Here is a 15,459-nt window from a genome sequence, read left to right on the forward strand (position 1 = left end):
TCGCCATGAGCGCGCCAGATTCATCAATGTCCTCCGCGCAGCCGGCGACTACTCTGTTACCCGACGGATTGGCGGAATTCTGTCTGCGGATCTGCGGGCCGGGCCGGGTAGTCCTGTTCGGCGCCGAGATGACGATGCTGACCGCGCCGTTGCGCAGGGCAGGCTGCGAAGTTTCCACGACTCAGATTGAGGCGGATGGCGAGCGCCCGGAATGGATGGTCGCTTGGGCGCAGACCGATGCATTGCGGTCCGAGGCGCTCGGATCTGACGTTTCCACGTTGGTGCTGGTGGGCGGTGCAGGCGCAGACGTGCCCGCCTGGCGGGAGCAAGCCTGTGAGCGTGGATGGGATCTTCACCCCGCGATCTTCACCATGCCTGGCGTTCTTGGCAGCGCTGCCTTGTTGGTGCTTGCTCGGAGCGGGGTCAGATCGACCTCCGCCGATACGATTCCGCATGCCAGCTTTCACGGTTTAGCGGCCGCCCTCGTACGTCCTGGTGATGCAGTCATGGCGACCGAAGCCGCTGGGGACGGCGTATGGCGGATCGTGCAGCAGCAATCACGCTGCCGCTGGTTGGGCGTGCTGGCATCGCGACCACCCGCCCCGTCGCAGCCCGGCCTCGAATGGATCAACCCTGCGCGCTGGCCGGAGTTCTCCGATTTGCTGGATGTGGTGATCACGCAGATGGCCGTCGATGCCGCGGACTGGCACGGGCTGCTGCGGAATGCACATGCTCCACTGCGGCGAAGCGGGCGGCTTGTCCTGCGCGTGCCGTTGGCGCATGGACTCGATCCGCTGTCACATTTGGTGACTTGCTTGGAAGAGTTGGAGCTGGTGGTGGATCGCGCGTGGTATCAGCGTACTGCCGGCCGGACTGGTCTTGAGCAGTTCCACGAAATTGACCGCGAGACTCCGCTCGCCACTGCGCGCGGGGAGAGCGCCGACGCAATTGTGCTGCTCGCGGTGAAAACTGGCGGGCGAGGGGTCACGCAGGACCCTTCCGCGCAGGTTCCCAACATCATCGCATTCCATCGCGACTATCAGGACGCAAGCGTTGTCCGCTTGATCGTTTCCATGGGGGAGCGGATCGAATCACCGGTGCTACGCCGGCAGCTTGCCCGCAGCGTACTCGACTCGTCGTCACCGACTTCCGCCGATCACGGTGCTGCCCTGTGCGTACTGCTCTATGACGCGGAAGCAGCCGCCGGAGACAAGCGTGAGGTGTTGCTCGCTGCCGTCTGGCACTACATCACCGAGCCGGCTGCCAATCCTACGGTGCTGCGCTGGCAGGTTTCCCTCGCCTTTGCCGCCGCTCAGCTCTACCAGGCCGATGGCAGGCTGGAAGAGGCGGCTGAGCTCTATCAGCGTGTCCTGGCATTCGATGTGCTGGCCTTCAGCCCGCTGCTGGGTACCAAGACCACCGCCGCCGCCGCAAGGTTGGGCTGGATCAGGTTCGGCCAAGGCAACGTCGATGCTGCGCGCATGGCATGGTCCCGCGGTCTGGACGAGGCGCGGCGGCTGTCCGCTCAGGCGGACTGGTCCGAAGTCGTGGCTGATCCTGCGGCGCCGGAGACATTCTCGATGCCGGAATTGGCCGTGGTCATGGATGAAGCCGGTGGCCTGGCGACTGCGTTGCGGGTAACTGCTGAGTCTCCACTGCGGCCGGGGATTGCTTGGCAAGGGGGAAACCATACATGGAAAGCACAATTGCAGGAGGCGCGCACGGAACTGCGGCTTCAACAGGAGTGGATTGGCAAATTGCAGGTTGCCAAGGACTGGCTCGACGGTCAGTACCGCCACCTCAACGCCGAGTTGGAGCGGCGGGAGGGGGGGGAGCGCGTACTCGAGTCACAGTTGCTTGTGCTCGCTCAAGATATGGACGAACTGCGTTCGGATCTTCAGAGGCATCGAATCGAAAGTGAAACGCTGCAGGAAGGAAAGGCATGGCTGGACGGGCACACTGCACGTCTCGCCACCGAGCTAAGGCGACTGATGGCGCAGCACGAGGAGCTCTCGTCTGCGAAAAACTGGCTGGATGCCCAGTACCAGAGTCTGAGTCTTGAGCTCGACCAGCGCCTGACGTGGCAGCGCCAGCTGCAAGAAGGCAAAGACTGGTTGGAGCAGCAGTACTACCGGCTGCATGAGGAGTTGGCACTGCGTACCGAAGAGCTTCAGGCATCGCAGTCCGAGAATGAAGCCAGGGCGGCAGAGATCGTGGGCCTCCGGGCCGCATTCCGCTTTGCGCATCTGCATGCGGAAGCTGAATGGGCGGGGCTGCAGGATGAGCTCCAGCGGAGGCGGGAGGAGCTGGCGCAGGTGCACAACGCGTATCAGCGCCAATCAGCTGCACTGGACGACAAGATCGCAGCACACCGGAAGCTGGAGGAGGCAGCGCGTGATCTCGCCGCAGCAACCGGGCTGATCATCGGCAACTCACCTCAGCTGCGGTTCCCGGCCGAGGCCATCGCAGAAGAGATGACCTCGCTCGCGTCAGCACTTCAACGCATGCCGCTGAAGTCCGTGGTACGCACGGCATTGCGTTTGCTTACCAAGCTGCTCGATTGGAGACATCCGCGATGATGGCTGAACTTACCGTCGTAGTGACTTTCCATCGCGAGGGATTGTTTGCATATGCTGCGCTGCGAAGCTACATGCGGTCGCGCCAGCATGCGTCTGCCGCCGGATCGCAGGTGAAGTTCGTGCTGGTATTGGACAATGCAGATGAGAAAACCAGCGCAATTGTGCGCGGGCATCCTGACCTGGAGGGAGATGAGCTGATCCTCGTCACTTCAGCAGGAGATCCGGCGCTGGCGCGCAACCTGGGTATCGAGCAGGCCAGAAGCACCTTTGTCTGCATCCTCGATGGCGATGACCTGATCAGCCGGGATTACTTTCAGCGACACTTGGCCTTTGCTGCGGCAGCTCCAGTTCGGTCCGTTCTTCACGCCGAGGTGGTTGCCAGCTTCGGCAGGGAAAATGGAATCAGTCTGCAGCTTGATCAGCGCAGCATGCCATTTTCGCCGGACGTGCTGCTCCACGCGAATCCTTGGATAAGTGCCGTGTTCGCGCGCCGTGAAGTCTTCAGTCAGATCCCCTACGTCGCCTGCCGGCCAGAAAAGACCGGATATGGCTATGAAGATTGGCATTGGAGTTGCCAGACCGTGGCGGCGGGCTACGAGCATCTGATCGTGCCACGCACGGCCTATTTCTACAGGCTCAAGCACACAGGCTCGGTCAATGCGAGCAGCGCCGCCATGCGCGCCGTCTTGCCACCGAGTGATCTGTTCGGTCGATGGGAGCATTGTTGATGCGGCGTCTGTTCGCTTTGGCGCGTCGTGTCGATGTTCGCCAGCTGCTGCGTAATCCACGAATGGAACTGGGCCGCATCATGGTCTGGCTGGGTCGACGCATTGAACGCGTGGGTCGGAATACCGGCAGCGGGCACAGACCAATGCCGGACTGGCTGCATGAGGAAATGGTGGCGCTGGCGGCGATCGAGCCGGAGCTGTTGAGGGAGGGTGACGAGCCCAGGCGCTTTGGCCACGCTTCGATCCCGCTCACCAACCGCCCGGGCGAGATCTATCGGGAACTGGTGGAGTCTGTCGGCACTCAGTCAGCCAGCCACGTTCTCATCTTGCCATGGTTGGTGCGGGGAGGGGCTGATCGGGGGGCGCTGCATCACCTTCGGGTCTGGGCAGAGGCGCTGCCCGCAGGCAAAGCATTGCTTGTTCTTACCGAGGACGTTGCCTCTCCTTGGCTTGAGCGAGTCCCAGCGGCGGTCAGGGTGCTCCCATTTGGCCGGATTGTGGGCGGCATGGCATTGCCCGGTCGCGTGCAACTTCTGACCCGGCTGTTGCTGCAGATGCAACCGGCGGTGATTCACAACATCAATTCAAGGGTTGCCTGGCAGGCGTTCGCGCAGCACGGGCTGGCGCTGCGCCAGAAGTCAGGGCTGTTTGCTTCCCTGTTCTGCGATGACCGCGATGAGGAGGGGGTTCCAACCGGATTTGCCCGAAGTCACCTGCGCGACAGCTATGCAAACCTGGTGACGGTTTTTTGCGACAATAGTGTCTATCCGAACATCTGGTCCAGGGACCTTGGTGTTCCTCGACAGCTGTTCAGCGTGCTGCGCTTCCCTTATGACCAGAAGGTTGTCCGGAAGGAGGGGCCGTATCTGATCGAAGGTCCTGCTCGAGTACTCTGGGCAGGGCGTTTTGATCGCCAGAAGCGGCTTGACATTCTCCTCCAGGTCGCAAAGTCAATGCCATCAGTAGGATTCGACGTGCATGGGGTATCCGAACTGGGCCGTCCGGATCCTGCAGTCAAGGAGATCAGAGGATTGCCCAACGTAGTCCTGAACGGTTCATTCGAACGGTTCGACGACATCGTGCGTCCCACGCATGCGGCGCTGCTTTTCACCACATCATGGGAAGGATTGCCGACACTGCTGCTTGATGCTGCGGCCGCGGGTCTGCCGATCGTGGCGCCAGCAGTCGGGGGGATCGGCGATCTCCTCGATGCTGCTTGGTTAGTTGATGATCCCGATGACGTTGCTGGATTCGTGGCGAGGTTGAAGGACCTGGGACATGATCAGGCGCTGCGTGAACAGCGTCGGATCGAGCAGTACGCCTCGCTATCAGATGGTCGGGACTGGAGCACCTTCGTCAAGACACTGCAAGACATACCGTTCTACCTGCCGGAACTGCCGGCAGCGCCTGACATATCTATCGAGCAAGGAAGAATTCAGTGATTATTGGACGAGGCCTGGTTGCCAAGGCCTTCGCCGGCAAGTGGCCGCAGGACGGGGCGACTGTGATCGTTGCTGCAGGGGTGTCCAACTCCGACGAGCGGGAGCAGGCTGCATTTGATCGTGAGAAGCGTCTGCTGGATGAGGTGTTCACTTATCCGCAAGCGCGCCGGGTTGTCTATTTCGGAAGCTGCGCAGTTGGCAATCCGGACGAGCCGAGGACTCCCTACCTGCGGCACAAGACTTGGATGGAGTCTCGGGTGCTGGCCGATGAGCGTGGCAGGGTGTTCCGGCTTCCACAGGTGGTTGGCGAAGGAGGCAATCCACATACGCTCACCAATTTTCTCAGCCAACGCATTCAGTCTGGTGAGCACTTCGAGGTGTGGGTACGCTCTGAGCGCAATCTGATCGATGTCGAAGATGTGGTGACCCTGGTGACCCATGTGCTCTGTCACCCCGAGCAGTTCCCGCGGATGATGCCGCTCGCAGATGCCCAGTCGACCCGTATGCCTGACATTGTTCATTGCATGGAACGTGCGCTCGCGAAGCGCGGGAACTACAGCATTCTTGAGCGCGGTGCCGCGTTTCCGATTGATACCACGGACTGCCTTAGGGCCGCCAGGGCTTGCGGTATTCACTTTGGCCCAGGATACCTGGAGCAGCTCGTGGAGAAGTACTATGGCGTCGCCAAGAGGGTTCGAATCTAGGAGGAATGGCCATTCGCGTCAGGACAGGTCCCCTAGTATCATGAAGATCGTTAAGTACGCTTAGAATTCAGTAGATTGGGGCGCAAATGAATGCGAAGAGGACGCGGCGAGCTGTAGTGCCGTCGAGCCGCAGGAGCGGCAAATGACCAGGCCAGCGCTGAGCGCCATCGTCACTTTCCATGGAGAAGGAATCCTTGCGCACACCTCGCTGCGCTCGTACGCGCTGTCCCGCAAAGTGGCGCGGGAGCATGGGGTCGAGGTTGAACTGGTCCTGGTGCTGGACAACGCGGACCACCAGACCCGCATGTTCGTGACCGAGCACCCCGATCTGGATGGGACTGAAATTCTTGTCGAGACCCGGCTCGGGGATGCGGCACTTGCACGCAATGCGGGTGTGGCAGCGTGCCGGGCAGACTATGTGTGCACTCTGGACGGTGATGATCTTGTCTCCACCGGCTACTTCCTGGTGCACATGAAGGAGGCCGCTCGCCAGCAAGGGCGCTTCGTTCTGCATCCTGAGATGGTCCTGAGCTTCGGCATGTACAGTGCGTTCAACTGGCAGGTGGATCAGGAGGGAGGTTACTACGATGAGAACGCATTGCTCACTGTGAACCCCTGGATCAGTGCAGCGTTCTCCACCCGCGAGCTGTTCGAGAGCATTCCCTACGTGGCCTGCTACCCGAAGCGAACTGGCTTCGGGTACGAAGACTGGTACTGGAATGCGGAGACGATTGCCCGCGGAGTGGTCCACCGGCTCGCCTGGGGATCGGCTTACTTCTACCGGCGCAAATGGCATGGTTCTCTCAACGAAGCCAGCCACGCATTGAAAACCGTCATTCCCTGCACCTCGCTGTTTGCCCTTGGGCGCAAGCGCGGCAAAGGACAAGGCCATGTTTGATCAACTCACTCATAATCGCTGGGTCCGCAATCGGTACACGCGCCGGGTGGCACACTGGGTCCGCCGTGTGCTTGCCATGCTGTCCGCAAAGTCGACAGATTCGAATGCGTCAACGTATGGCATCGCATCGGCACCTACGATGCCGGTCTGGCTGCAGGATGAGATGCGTGCACTTGCTTCGATAGAACCAGAGTTGCTGCCGCCAGGATCCGGCGTGGAGCGCTACGCCTTCTATTCGGTTCCGATGGATACCCGGCAGGGGGAGGTGTATGCCGCACTATCCGATGCCATTGGTGGAGAGCCGTATACGCATGCATTGCTTGTGCCATGGCTGAAGCCAGGTGGGGCGGATCGGGGAATCCTTTATCACGCAAGCGCCATCGCGCAGAGCGATCCGTTGGCACGGATTCTTGTTCTTACGACTGAGCCCGCTTCGTCGCCATGGGCCTCCAGGCTGCCGGCGCAGGCCCAATGCGTCGATTTCGGGAACATTGCGGCTTCCCTGGATTTCAACCAGCAAGTCAATGTAATGGTGCGTGTACTGCTGCAGTTGCGCGCGCCGACGGTTCATCTTGTGAACTCCCGTGTTGGTTGGGATGCAATCCTGCGCCACGGGCTGGCGCTGACCCAGCACTCGCGATTGTTTGCTTCGCTGTTCTGCGATGACTACGACCAGCGGATGAATCCGGTCGGTTACGCGCGTGACTATCTGCGCTACTGCTACCCGCACCTTTCCACGGTAATCTGCGACAACTCGCGTTATCCGCAGATATGGTCGCGTGAGCTGGGCATTCCTCGTGGTTCCTTCACCTTCATCCCGTTCCCATATGACGGTCGGGTGGCCGAATCGTGCGGACAGGCGATCTCTGCGGACGGTGCCAGGCGCGTGTTGTGGGCCGGCCGTCTCGACCGGCAGAAGCGCCCGGACATCCTGGCAGCGATCGCTACGCGGATGCCTGACGTGCACTTCGATGTGTACGGTGCACAAGTGATGTCTGGCGCAGCGGTGCAGGATCTCTCCCAGCTACGGTCTCTGCACAACGTTACTCTCCACGGCGAATTCCAGAGGCTTGAGGACGTGGCAACCCCTGATCACTTTGCCTATCTGCACACGACGGCGTGGGAAGGGACGCCGACCATCCTGTTCGATGTAGCCGCGGCGAGACTGCCGATCCTCGCACCGCAGGTGGGGGGGATCGTGGACTTCCTCGCAGAGGAGGATATGGTCGAGCGTTATGACGACGTGGATGCATTCGTTTCGCAGCTAAGACTACTGCAGTCCTCTGCTCAACTTCGCAGCGAGCGCGTCCAGCGACAGCTTGAATCGCTTCGCCGGAATCGCCGCTGGGAGGACTTCACCGCATCGCTCGAAGCCCTCGATGGTTACCTGACTGCCCGGAAGAGAAATGCGTCGGCAGGAACGGAAAGAGAGATCAACGCGGTGCACGTGGCGCGTGGTTGAGATCGTGACGTGAAGAGAGCGCTTGGCCGCGCTCTCGGCGCGATTTCACGGGTGTTTCCGCAATGCAGTTGGAGCCCCGCCCGGTCGCAGTCCGGACGCCGGGCTGGTTCGAGGCTGATCGCCACGTCCGCTAGATCTTTCAACAGAGTTTTCGTTGAGTCGGCCACGCAGTAGCCGCTGCTGATCCTTCAGATCGGGCCTCTTGCCCAAGAGTTCAAGCGCCAGGCGAAGAGGCTGTGCTCTGGCGAGACCGGCTTCGTCACCCTGGCCACAGCTACAAAAACCAATGGACTCTTGGCTGAAGCAGTTTCGGGATCGGCGCCAGCACCACGATAGGCAATGCCTGCAATGAACGTGGTGCTTCCGTAACAGGCTGCTTGACTGATCGCGTTCTGCGTCGTCTGTTGCGAGGGCGGGGCTGATTGCTCGAGGCCTCGCCCGCCGAAGAGCTGGAGAGCAGCTTTCAGAGCAGCCTCAGTTGCCTTCCCCAAGATTGAGATTGGTGAGAGTGCGTAGTCCGGTGCTGGAATATCCTGGCCCAGGGGCCGCGGCGATAGAGCTCCGTTGATTGACGACGGTGGTATCGGGTGCTCGTCATTCTCGCGTCGCATCGATACCCATACGGCGGGTTGCTCCCAACGCCGTCTCGGCGCAGATTCAAGGAGACGCCGAGTCCGCAGGGGCACGCTTCGTGCGCCTGTCACTAGGAGGGCGGACTTGGAGTATCAGTCCGCACGCAGAGTCCCGTAGCGCCGGACCGGCGCTGGCTTCCATCAATTCCCACAACCGGTATTTGGTCCTAGGCGAGTCCCACGAAATGATTCAAGTGTTTCGGGCCGTCCCGGCCGACCAGTTGCTGCGAACTCTCTGAGCTCCGGTTAGCAGTCGAGTTGACCAGCTGGTTCCCTGCAGATGCAGGCGAGCTTCCAGAAAAGCTGTAATCAGGAGTACTGAACCGGCTATTTCGACCGTGAAGTAGTACTTGAAATGCGATCCTGGAGCGAAAAGTACCATTGCTGGAATCCTGGAAAGAATCAGCACAGCCGCCAGGCTGCTTGCGGGTGCCCATCGGTAGGCCAGTACCACCAAAAGAAGCAGTACCAGTTCCGGAATGAAATTCCACCACAGGAACGACCCCTTAAGGTGCATACCCTGGTATTGCGTGGTCGAACTTAGGGCCGCCATAACAGATTCGCGGGAAGGCCCAAGAGTCCCGAACAGACTGCGCACATGCGACATCGGTCGGCCGTCGGAATAGTAGGGATTGGAGGCGTTCAAGGTTGACCAGTTCCCTGCGATGTCACCCTCGACAAATGTGAGCGTCCTTGGGCCGAGGCCAGAGGCATACCCTGCTGTCATCAGCTTTGCAGAGACGAACTTCGCCGGGTTTTCGACAATCAAAGTAGTCACCGCAGCCAGGAAGCCCTGCTTCTGTTCTTCTGTCGCATTGGGATTCATCGCCTGGTCCCAGTACAGCGGGATCTCCTGTGGAATTGATCGTTCGACGACACGGTCATATGGAATGATGGGGTCAACGGCAGTACGAGCGGCGCCAGGCGTGCTTTCGTAATAGGGGCCCTGTACTAGCTGGCCGAGCGGGTTAAGAGCCAATGTCAGTTGATATCCCCAGCGGTTCTGCCATTCACCCAGAACCGATGGCAGCAGAAGACTGCAGACCAGCAATGGAGCAGCGAATGCAGAAAACAGCAGCGCTGTGGAGCGCGGACTGTGGAGTACCTTGATCAGAACGATGGCCATGGCAATGAATGCCGGGAGCAATCCATCGGTCCGGACCACTAGGCCCAGGGCGGACAGCAGGCTCAGCGCGACTATGTAGCGCGTAGATGTCCAGTGCCGATCAAGCAGGTAGTTGAGCAGCACCAATGCCAGTGCGACCTGGATCATCGCGAAAGGCACGTCTCGACTCAGCAGCAGGCTCGTGGATACGAATGCAACCGATGCAGCCAATGGAAGATGCAGGACGATCCTGGCGATAAGTCCGCCACCCAAGCGCCGGACAGTCCAGTCGGCATAGGCTAGCAACATCGCGGCCATGAGAACTTGAACCAAGCTGATCGCCCAGTATTTCGGAATCACTTGCAGGACAAATTGATAGCCGACCGGGGTCATGAACCCAAGCCAGCTATCGATGGGGAAGTTGAGTCCATACAAGTAAGCCGAATAGGTATCCGACATCAAGATTCCTGGCCAGACCAGTGCCAGTGCGGCACCGAGCCACATGGCCCAGGCCAGGAAGACCAGTCGCGACGCGGTATCGGCGAGTAGGAAAAGTCGGAAAGACAGCAGCAGCGCAATGGACGCCGTTCCAGCGCCAGCTAGGCGAAGAAAAAGCACTTCCGTGCCGCGCCCATTCATTCCAAACCAGTCCGCTGACCACGCTACGGCCAGGTAGAGGGCGAAAGAAACTGCAGCTGCACCGAGCTGGCGTGCTGACGGCTGTGAGATCGACATGGCTCTTCTACTGCTGCAGGGAAAGGAATGCGTCCAGTTCGGCGGGAGTTCCGAGTGGGACGACATCGCAGAATTCCAGGACCGAAACGCTGACCCGAGCGTTCTGCTTGATCATCGTGTTGTACATGGGGGCGATGTAAGCTTCTCCGCGCTCAAGCCCCGAACCGCTTGCGCCGAAGTGTTGCTCGTAGGTGCGGCGATACAGTTCCGGAGAGCGGAACCAATAGAGTCCAACTGTCGCCAGCTCCGAAATGCGATGTTTCTCGCGAACCTCCAACGCGAGTCCGTCCTCGCCCAGGCGAACGAAGCTCCAGTGTGTGCCGGGAGCCAAGAAGCAGGGAATATGACCGTCGACATTCCCGCCTGGGGGCTGCATGCTGCCGGGCGAGATGTGTGTGTCTATATTGAAGATCGCAATCGGTGCATTAGCCTGGCAGTGATCAATGGCAAGCAGGGCCGTTGTTGCTTGTCCATTGGTCAAGCCGTCGATCTCGACGATCTCAACATCATCGATGCCCAATGCTTTGCATTGGTTGATGATGAAGTCGCGTGCATGGTCTTCCCGCCGAACGACGAAGACGCAACGAGCGGGCATGTAGCCTTTCAAGCTAATCATTGACCAAGCGAAAAGGGTGGAGCCTTTTGCTTCTATCATGTACTTCGGCACGGTGTATCCGGCCGCAGCGAAGCGCGAACCCAGCCCAGCCATGGTTATCAGCAGAGTCGTCATGGATTAATCCGTGTCCCTGTCGCCATTCAGCAAGTTCCGGATCTGATCAAAGGACAAGTCGCGGAACTCATCGGGCCTGACCGTGCGGTCGTCGACGTAGAACCCGTCCTTTCCTGGCCACGGTTTGGCAAAGTAGAGCTCGTCGTAAGGGATATCCCAGCGCTGCAACCACTCCACCATCTGTGGCGCAGTGACTGCATTGATGCGCCCGAGGTTGCCATCGAACGTCCGCATGTTGCGGGAAGTGCTGAGCGCGATCCGGAAGCCCAGCTCACGATATTCGCGCATTCGGGAAATTATCTCCGGATAAGGCACGAGATCCGAGTAGCTCTCGCCGTCCTTCTTGATCGGACAGAGCGTGCCATCGACATCAATGACCAGTGTTGAATCGTTGCTGATAGTTTTGCTCGATGTCATGAAGGATATCCGTTGCGTTGATCAGGAATGCGAGAACTTTGTGCTTTCTGTCAATGTGCAATGGCAGCATTGACAGGAACAAAGACAATTCGTGGAGGCGGACAAGCAGGGGGTCGTAACCGTTATCGGTGAGCCACTCAAGGAATCTATTCTTTGCGTCATCAATGCCCGCGTGTGCATTGACGATCAAGCTCAGCCGCCCATCTTGGTCAACTTCAAGTCGATATAGATCCTGGTTGATGAAGTCATAGTCGCCGAGGATCGAATGCGAGAGTTTGGCGACGTCGTAACTGGGGTCGGTCCACAGTTCGGCTTCTGTGATGGCGCCCTTGGGGTCAATTAGTTTAAGAAGCCTGCCGTGACGCTCATACAGCATGTTTGAGAAGCATAGGTCTCCGTGCCCGATGCACTCTCGAGACGTGGCTACTGGGACGCTTTGGGTGACCTTGTTGTACAGGTCGGTGTAGCGGGCTGTCAGTTCATCGAACGACGTGTATGGCGTGCCGATGGCAAGCCAGTTCTCCAGCTCGCGGCCCTCCGGCAGTGCGCGCAATTCCTCCATCCGGCGCATGAGCTTGTTCAGATAGAGCTCACGCTGTGTGGCGCTGCAGACCTCGACATCTACCTGACGGCTTGGACGTTCTTGAAGGAACGCGCGCAGCAGGGAAAGCACTTGCTGTAGTTCGGGGCCGGATATGGCGCCATGAACCCATTGCAGGGCTACGTCAGCAACCTGCAGTCTTTCCATCCGATATTCTGCGCCGCTGGCTTCCACGCGCAGGTCATAGGGCATGACAAACCATCGCCGCATCGCTTGAGGAAGCAGGTACCAGTAATCATGCTCGGCAGTAATTTTGCGGGCGTTGGAAGAGCGCTTGCTGATGGTGAGCTCATCGGCGCGGATGTCATTGAAATGGCGGGCCTCGAATGCCCCTGACAGAAGCGACAAGCAGTTCCGGTAGTCATTCAGGTCGACGAACGCATCCGAGCCATCCATGACCACCAAGCCAGGAAGCGGCGGCTGGTCCAGACCTTTTATCAGCCTTCCCAGGGATATCCCCGAAGCGCTATACAGCACTGCTTGGTTTCCAACACGAATGTGCGCGTCGATGGCAGCAAGTACCAGGCGCTTTATCAGCGCGGAACCGCTGCCGATATCACGGATCCAAACGCACGCTGGAACCATGAGTGTCCTGCACTCGTTCAGATTCGCTTGTTCTATTGCCTGTGTGAGGTCGCCATCGGAACGGACAACGTGGATATCGCTGCAGCCCACCTCCATTGCTCGAGCCTTCATCCAGCCAAGCAGGGCACTCCGGCGGTAGTTGACCTCGCCGAACCGCCGATGCCCGATCAGGTCACTGACGGGGGGTGATGCCGTCTGGCGATCGTCAATGACAAGGTGCAACGTCATGCTTGTTCTCCGGAATAGCGCTTCTGCCTATGCTCAATGCGGTAGCTGGTCTGCCTGGAGCGGCGCCGTGCCAGCGAGCTGTAAAGGCAATAGATGCTCGATGGAATGGTTGCCGTGGCGAGAGTCAGGGTGACTACGTTCCAGTAGCCTGCGTGCCAAGGTGAGAATGCCGACTGCAGCAGGACGGATTCGAACATATCGATGAAGCCCGCGAGCTGACCAGGTGCAGGGTCGACGTTCATGGCGATAAGGTAGAACGCAGTGAAATCAAGGATCCAGATTCCAATGGTCACCAGGAGCAGAAGAAGGACGCGGCCGCCCATCATCTGCCGGAATGCGCTGAAGGCTGCCTCGAATGTATTAAGCAAGGTCAATGCATGCAGTCCACGCACGCTGCTGGAGCCAACCAGGATGAGCTGACGAAGTTCTGTGGAAGTTGCGCGACTGGTGAGATAGGCGGCAAGTGCAAACAGAAGCACGGTTAGAAGCACCGCAGCGAGCAGGCCGATTGCTGCATCGCTGTATCCGCTCGAAGTCAGAGCCAGAATGGCCAACAACAGGACCGAGGCATCGAGCACCTTTTCGCTGGCATAGGCTGCCAAGCCAGCCGCAGGCTTGCGGGCGAGCCGCATGATGGCCCATGCCCTGGTGAGCTCACCGAGCTTGAATGGAGCCACCGCACTGAGCCAGGTGCTCCATGCATGGGTCGCCGACACATTTGCCAGCGAAGGCTTCTCGAAGATGAAAAACATCACCAGCCGCGACACGCGCAATAAATGAGAGATGGCGTATGCGATCACCGCTACCCAGATTCCAGGGCCAAGGTGGGTGCGGGTCGTCAGCCAGAAGATGGCCAGCCCAAGCGCAGCCGCAGGTAGCACAAGGTCGAGGAGGCGGGGAAATATCCTCACGCCCCCGTCCTCGATTGGTAGATCACCTCGGTCCTGTAATCCGCAGTTACGCGCTGTCGGTGATCCCTGGATAGAAAGGCGCGTGGCCGCAAGGCGAAGGCGCCCAGCAGTGCCAGCACCTTTGATGCCTGGCGGAAAAGTCTGACATTCGAAATCTGGTCGTCCTCCCGCCAAGTGATCGGGAAGAACGTCATGCTGTGGCGCAGGTGGCTGTGAGCCAGCACCATGCAGTAGTTGAAAGTTAGGTCATCCGGGAAGCGCAGATGGAAGCCACCCCTGAAGATTGCAGTACGGTAGCTGTTCAGGCCTGACCCCAGGTCATGCAGCCGCTTGCGAGCCACGAGCGAGAACAGCAGGTTGAACACTTCGTTGCCGAAGGTTCTAAAAGCGGAGTAACCAGGCAGGGTGCTACCGGGCATGAATCGTGCGCCCAGCAGCGCATCCAGATTTACGCTGTCCCCGGACAACACCGGGACAAGATCGGCAATCGACCCCTGATCGTCGCCATGCAGAATCGTTACGCGTTCGAACCCGTTCTCCAAGGCATGCGCGAAGCCCACCTTCTGCGATCCACCCAATCCATAGTTTTCCACGTTGCGGCAGACCTGAATCTCGCAGCTCGTGAACTGACGGGCTGCGTCGCATGCGACCTGAAGCGTCTCGTCGGTGCTCCGGTTGTCGATCACGAGGACACGATCAACAAAGCCAGTCGGGAGCGATTCGAACTGCCTGAGCACACGGGCAATCTGTCGCGCACAGTTATAGGCGGGGATGAAGACAAGGTGTCTGCTCATGCGTCTCTTTCTGATCGCGGCGGGAATAGGTCGTGCAACAGTGTATTTGAATGGCGCCCCGCAAGATGGCGACACCTCTCAGGCAACGGTTCAGGGAAGTTCCGCGCGGGAGCGAACCGAAGGTGCGGTCAATGGCGTCACAGGACGGGAGATATTAACATCACATGAGGGCATCTCCATGATCCTCCGCCCCTGGTTGGCGACCCGTTGGCATGGAAGGCGCGCGACCCGCCTCCCCTGGAATCGCACCTGCCCCGGGTTGGACGATTGCCTTGGCTCGGGGATCCGGATGCCGAGGAGCTATCAGCGCTGTTGGCTCATTTCACTCAGGCCAGACGGAGGCCGGCTGATTGAGTCTCGCAGGCCTGGATCAGGGATTTTCCTTGGCATTGCCGGAATGGAGAAGAAGTCGAGCAACAACGAAGTTGAGGGTCATTGTGAATGGTGTGATGGCAATCTTGAGAAGCGTCTCCGGGCTGCCTGACGTAATGTCGTACAAGCGAGGACCGAACGTGCTCGTCAGCCAAGCCAAGGCGAGCGAAATCAGCATTATGTGAACCGCCTGCCAGGCCAGCCATGCCAGATACTTGAGCCCATCGTGCCCGCCAGCGCCGTCAAAAATCCTCTGGCGGGAAACCAGAAACACGAAGGTTGCCGCGGAGGTATCTGCGATGGCGTTGGCCCATCCCACCGGCAGGTGTACCAGGTGTACCAGCAGCCACAGCAGGCCCACGGCGATTACAAGCCCGGTGCCTGAAACGATGAAGAAGCCTGCGTACTGCTTCAGTAAATTCCGGAAGCCAGCACGGACGCCGGCCAACGGCGTACTTGTCATGGCGCAGTTCCCCGCCGTGCCAGGAAGGCAGGCGCGCGTGCGCGCGCGCCTTCTTCCGCGACCAGCAGAATCC

Annotated in this window: 13 protein-coding genes; 6 read left to right on the plus strand and 7 right to left on the minus strand. The window is 59.5% G+C overall.

Annotated elements, in window-relative coordinates:
* The first annotated feature begins 5 nt into the window (after positions 1–5).
* From QRO91_RS07135 to QRO91_RS07160, 6 genes are all read left to right on the plus strand, one after another.
* Positions 6–2,579: a hypothetical protein gene (locus QRO91_RS07135; protein WP_152906555.1), complete on the plus strand. Its 2,574-nt coding sequence runs from the start codon at positions 6–8 to the stop codon at positions 2,577–2,579.
* Entirely contained in the window at positions 2,576–3,307 is a 732-nt protein-coding gene (locus QRO91_RS07140; protein ID WP_049427958.1) for a glycosyltransferase family 2 protein, read from the plus strand. Before QRO91_RS07135 ends, QRO91_RS07140 begins: the two co-directional genes overlap by 4 nt.
* Entirely contained in the window at positions 3,307–4,749 is a 1,443-nt protein-coding gene (locus tag QRO91_RS07145) for a glycosyltransferase (RefSeq protein ID WP_197650572.1), read from the plus strand. Before QRO91_RS07140 ends, QRO91_RS07145 begins: the two co-directional genes overlap by 1 nt.
* Complete coding sequence (locus QRO91_RS07150) at positions 4,746–5,453, plus strand: NAD-dependent epimerase/dehydratase family protein (RefSeq protein ID WP_049427955.1); 708 nt, start codon at positions 4,746–4,748, stop codon at positions 5,451–5,453. The genes QRO91_RS07145 and QRO91_RS07150 overlap by 4 nt, the downstream gene beginning before the upstream one ends.
* A gap of 142 nt (positions 5,454–5,595) precedes the next feature.
* Positions 5,596–6,351, plus strand: coding sequence for a glycosyltransferase family 2 protein (locus tag QRO91_RS07155; protein WP_197620095.1), 756 nt, complete (start codon positions 5,596–5,598; stop codon positions 6,349–6,351).
* A complete protein-coding gene (locus QRO91_RS07160; RefSeq protein WP_152906553.1) occupies positions 6,344–7,813 on the plus strand; it encodes a glycosyltransferase in 1,470 nt (489 codons plus the stop codon). Before QRO91_RS07155 ends, QRO91_RS07160 begins: the two co-directional genes overlap by 8 nt.
* A gap of 822 nt (positions 7,814–8,635) precedes the next feature.
* Here the strand turns inward: QRO91_RS07160 and QRO91_RS07165 are convergent.
* The 7 genes from QRO91_RS07165 to QRO91_RS07195 all read right to left on the minus strand — a co-directional run bounded on the left by QRO91_RS07165 (position 8,636) and on the right by QRO91_RS07195 (position 15,386).
* Positions 8,636–10,285 (minus strand): hypothetical protein, encoded by a 1,650-nt coding sequence (locus tag QRO91_RS07165; protein WP_100451143.1) that lies wholly within the window; start codon positions 10,283–10,285, stop codon positions 8,636–8,638.
* Positions 10,286–10,292: 7 nt separating this feature from the next.
* Entirely contained in the window at positions 10,293–11,015 is a 723-nt protein-coding gene (locus QRO91_RS07170; protein WP_049427949.1) for a glycosyltransferase family 2 protein, read from the minus strand.
* 3 nt (positions 11,016–11,018) lie between these two features.
* Entirely contained in the window at positions 11,019–11,432 is a 414-nt protein-coding gene (locus QRO91_RS07175) for a capsular biosynthesis protein (protein ID WP_049427947.1), read from the minus strand.
* Positions 11,386–12,846 carry a hypothetical protein gene (locus QRO91_RS07180; protein ID WP_049427946.1) on the minus strand — a complete coding sequence of 487 codons (1,461 nt, stop codon included), beginning with the start codon at positions 12,844–12,846 and terminating at the stop codon, positions 11,386–11,388. The genes QRO91_RS07175 and QRO91_RS07180 overlap by 47 nt, the downstream gene beginning before the upstream one ends.
* Positions 12,843–13,757 (minus strand): hypothetical protein, encoded by a 915-nt coding sequence (locus QRO91_RS07185; RefSeq protein WP_049427945.1) that lies wholly within the window; start codon positions 13,755–13,757, stop codon positions 12,843–12,845. The genes QRO91_RS07180 and QRO91_RS07185 overlap by 4 nt, the downstream gene beginning before the upstream one ends.
* Positions 13,754–14,551 carry a glycosyltransferase family 2 protein gene (locus tag QRO91_RS07190; RefSeq protein ID WP_049427943.1) on the minus strand — a complete coding sequence of 266 codons (798 nt, stop codon included), beginning with the start codon at positions 14,549–14,551 and terminating at the stop codon, positions 13,754–13,756. Before QRO91_RS07190 ends, QRO91_RS07185 begins: the two co-directional genes overlap by 4 nt.
* A gap of 370 nt (positions 14,552–14,921) precedes the next feature.
* Complete coding sequence (locus tag QRO91_RS07195; protein ID WP_049427941.1) at positions 14,922–15,386, minus strand: GtrA family protein; 465 nt, start codon at positions 15,384–15,386, stop codon at positions 14,922–14,924.
* Between the last annotated feature and the right edge of the window lie 73 nt (positions 15,387–15,459).

Origin of the sequence: Stenotrophomonas maltophilia group sp. Smal32 (genome assembly GCF_030237085.1) — a bacterium.
GTDB classification, from domain to species: domain Bacteria; phylum Pseudomonadota; class Gammaproteobacteria; order Xanthomonadales; family Xanthomonadaceae; genus Stenotrophomonas; species Stenotrophomonas maltophilia_Q.

Bases quoted from the DNA above. Each gene is read 5' to 3' on its own strand.
- QRO91_RS07140 (WP_049427958.1), top strand. From the start codon at position 2,576: ATGATGGCTGAACTTACCGTCGTAGTGACTTTCCATCGCGAGGGATTG.
- QRO91_RS07190 (WP_049427943.1), bottom strand. From the start codon at position 14,551: ATGAGCAGACACCTTGTCTTCATCCCCGCCTATAACTGTGCGCGACAG.
- QRO91_RS07145 (WP_197650572.1), top strand. From the start codon at position 3,307: ATGCGGCGTCTGTTCGCTTTGGCGCGTCGTGTCGATGTTCGCCAGCTG.
- QRO91_RS07160 (WP_152906553.1), top strand. From the start codon at position 6,344: ATGTTTGATCAACTCACTCATAATCGCTGGGTCCGCAATCGGTACACG.
- QRO91_RS07180 (WP_049427946.1), bottom strand. From the start codon at position 12,846: ATGACGTTGCACCTTGTCATTGACGATCGCCAGACGGCATCACCCCCC.
- QRO91_RS07135 (WP_152906555.1), top strand. From the start codon at position 6: ATGAGCGCGCCAGATTCATCAATGTCCTCCGCGCAGCCGGCGACTACT.
- QRO91_RS07165 (WP_100451143.1), bottom strand. From the start codon at position 10,285: ATGTCGATCTCACAGCCGTCAGCACGCCAGCTCGGTGCAGCTGCAGTT.
- QRO91_RS07195 (WP_049427941.1), bottom strand. From the start codon at position 15,386: ATGACAAGTACGCCGTTGGCCGGCGTCCGTGCTGGCTTCCGGAATTTA.
- QRO91_RS07170 (WP_049427949.1), bottom strand. From the start codon at position 11,015: ATGACGACTCTGCTGATAACCATGGCTGGGCTGGGTTCGCGCTTCGCT.
- QRO91_RS07175 (WP_049427947.1), bottom strand. From the start codon at position 11,432: ATGACATCGAGCAAAACTATCAGCAACGATTCAACACTGGTCATTGAT.
- QRO91_RS07155 (WP_197620095.1), top strand. From the start codon at position 5,596: ATGACCAGGCCAGCGCTGAGCGCCATCGTCACTTTCCATGGAGAAGGA.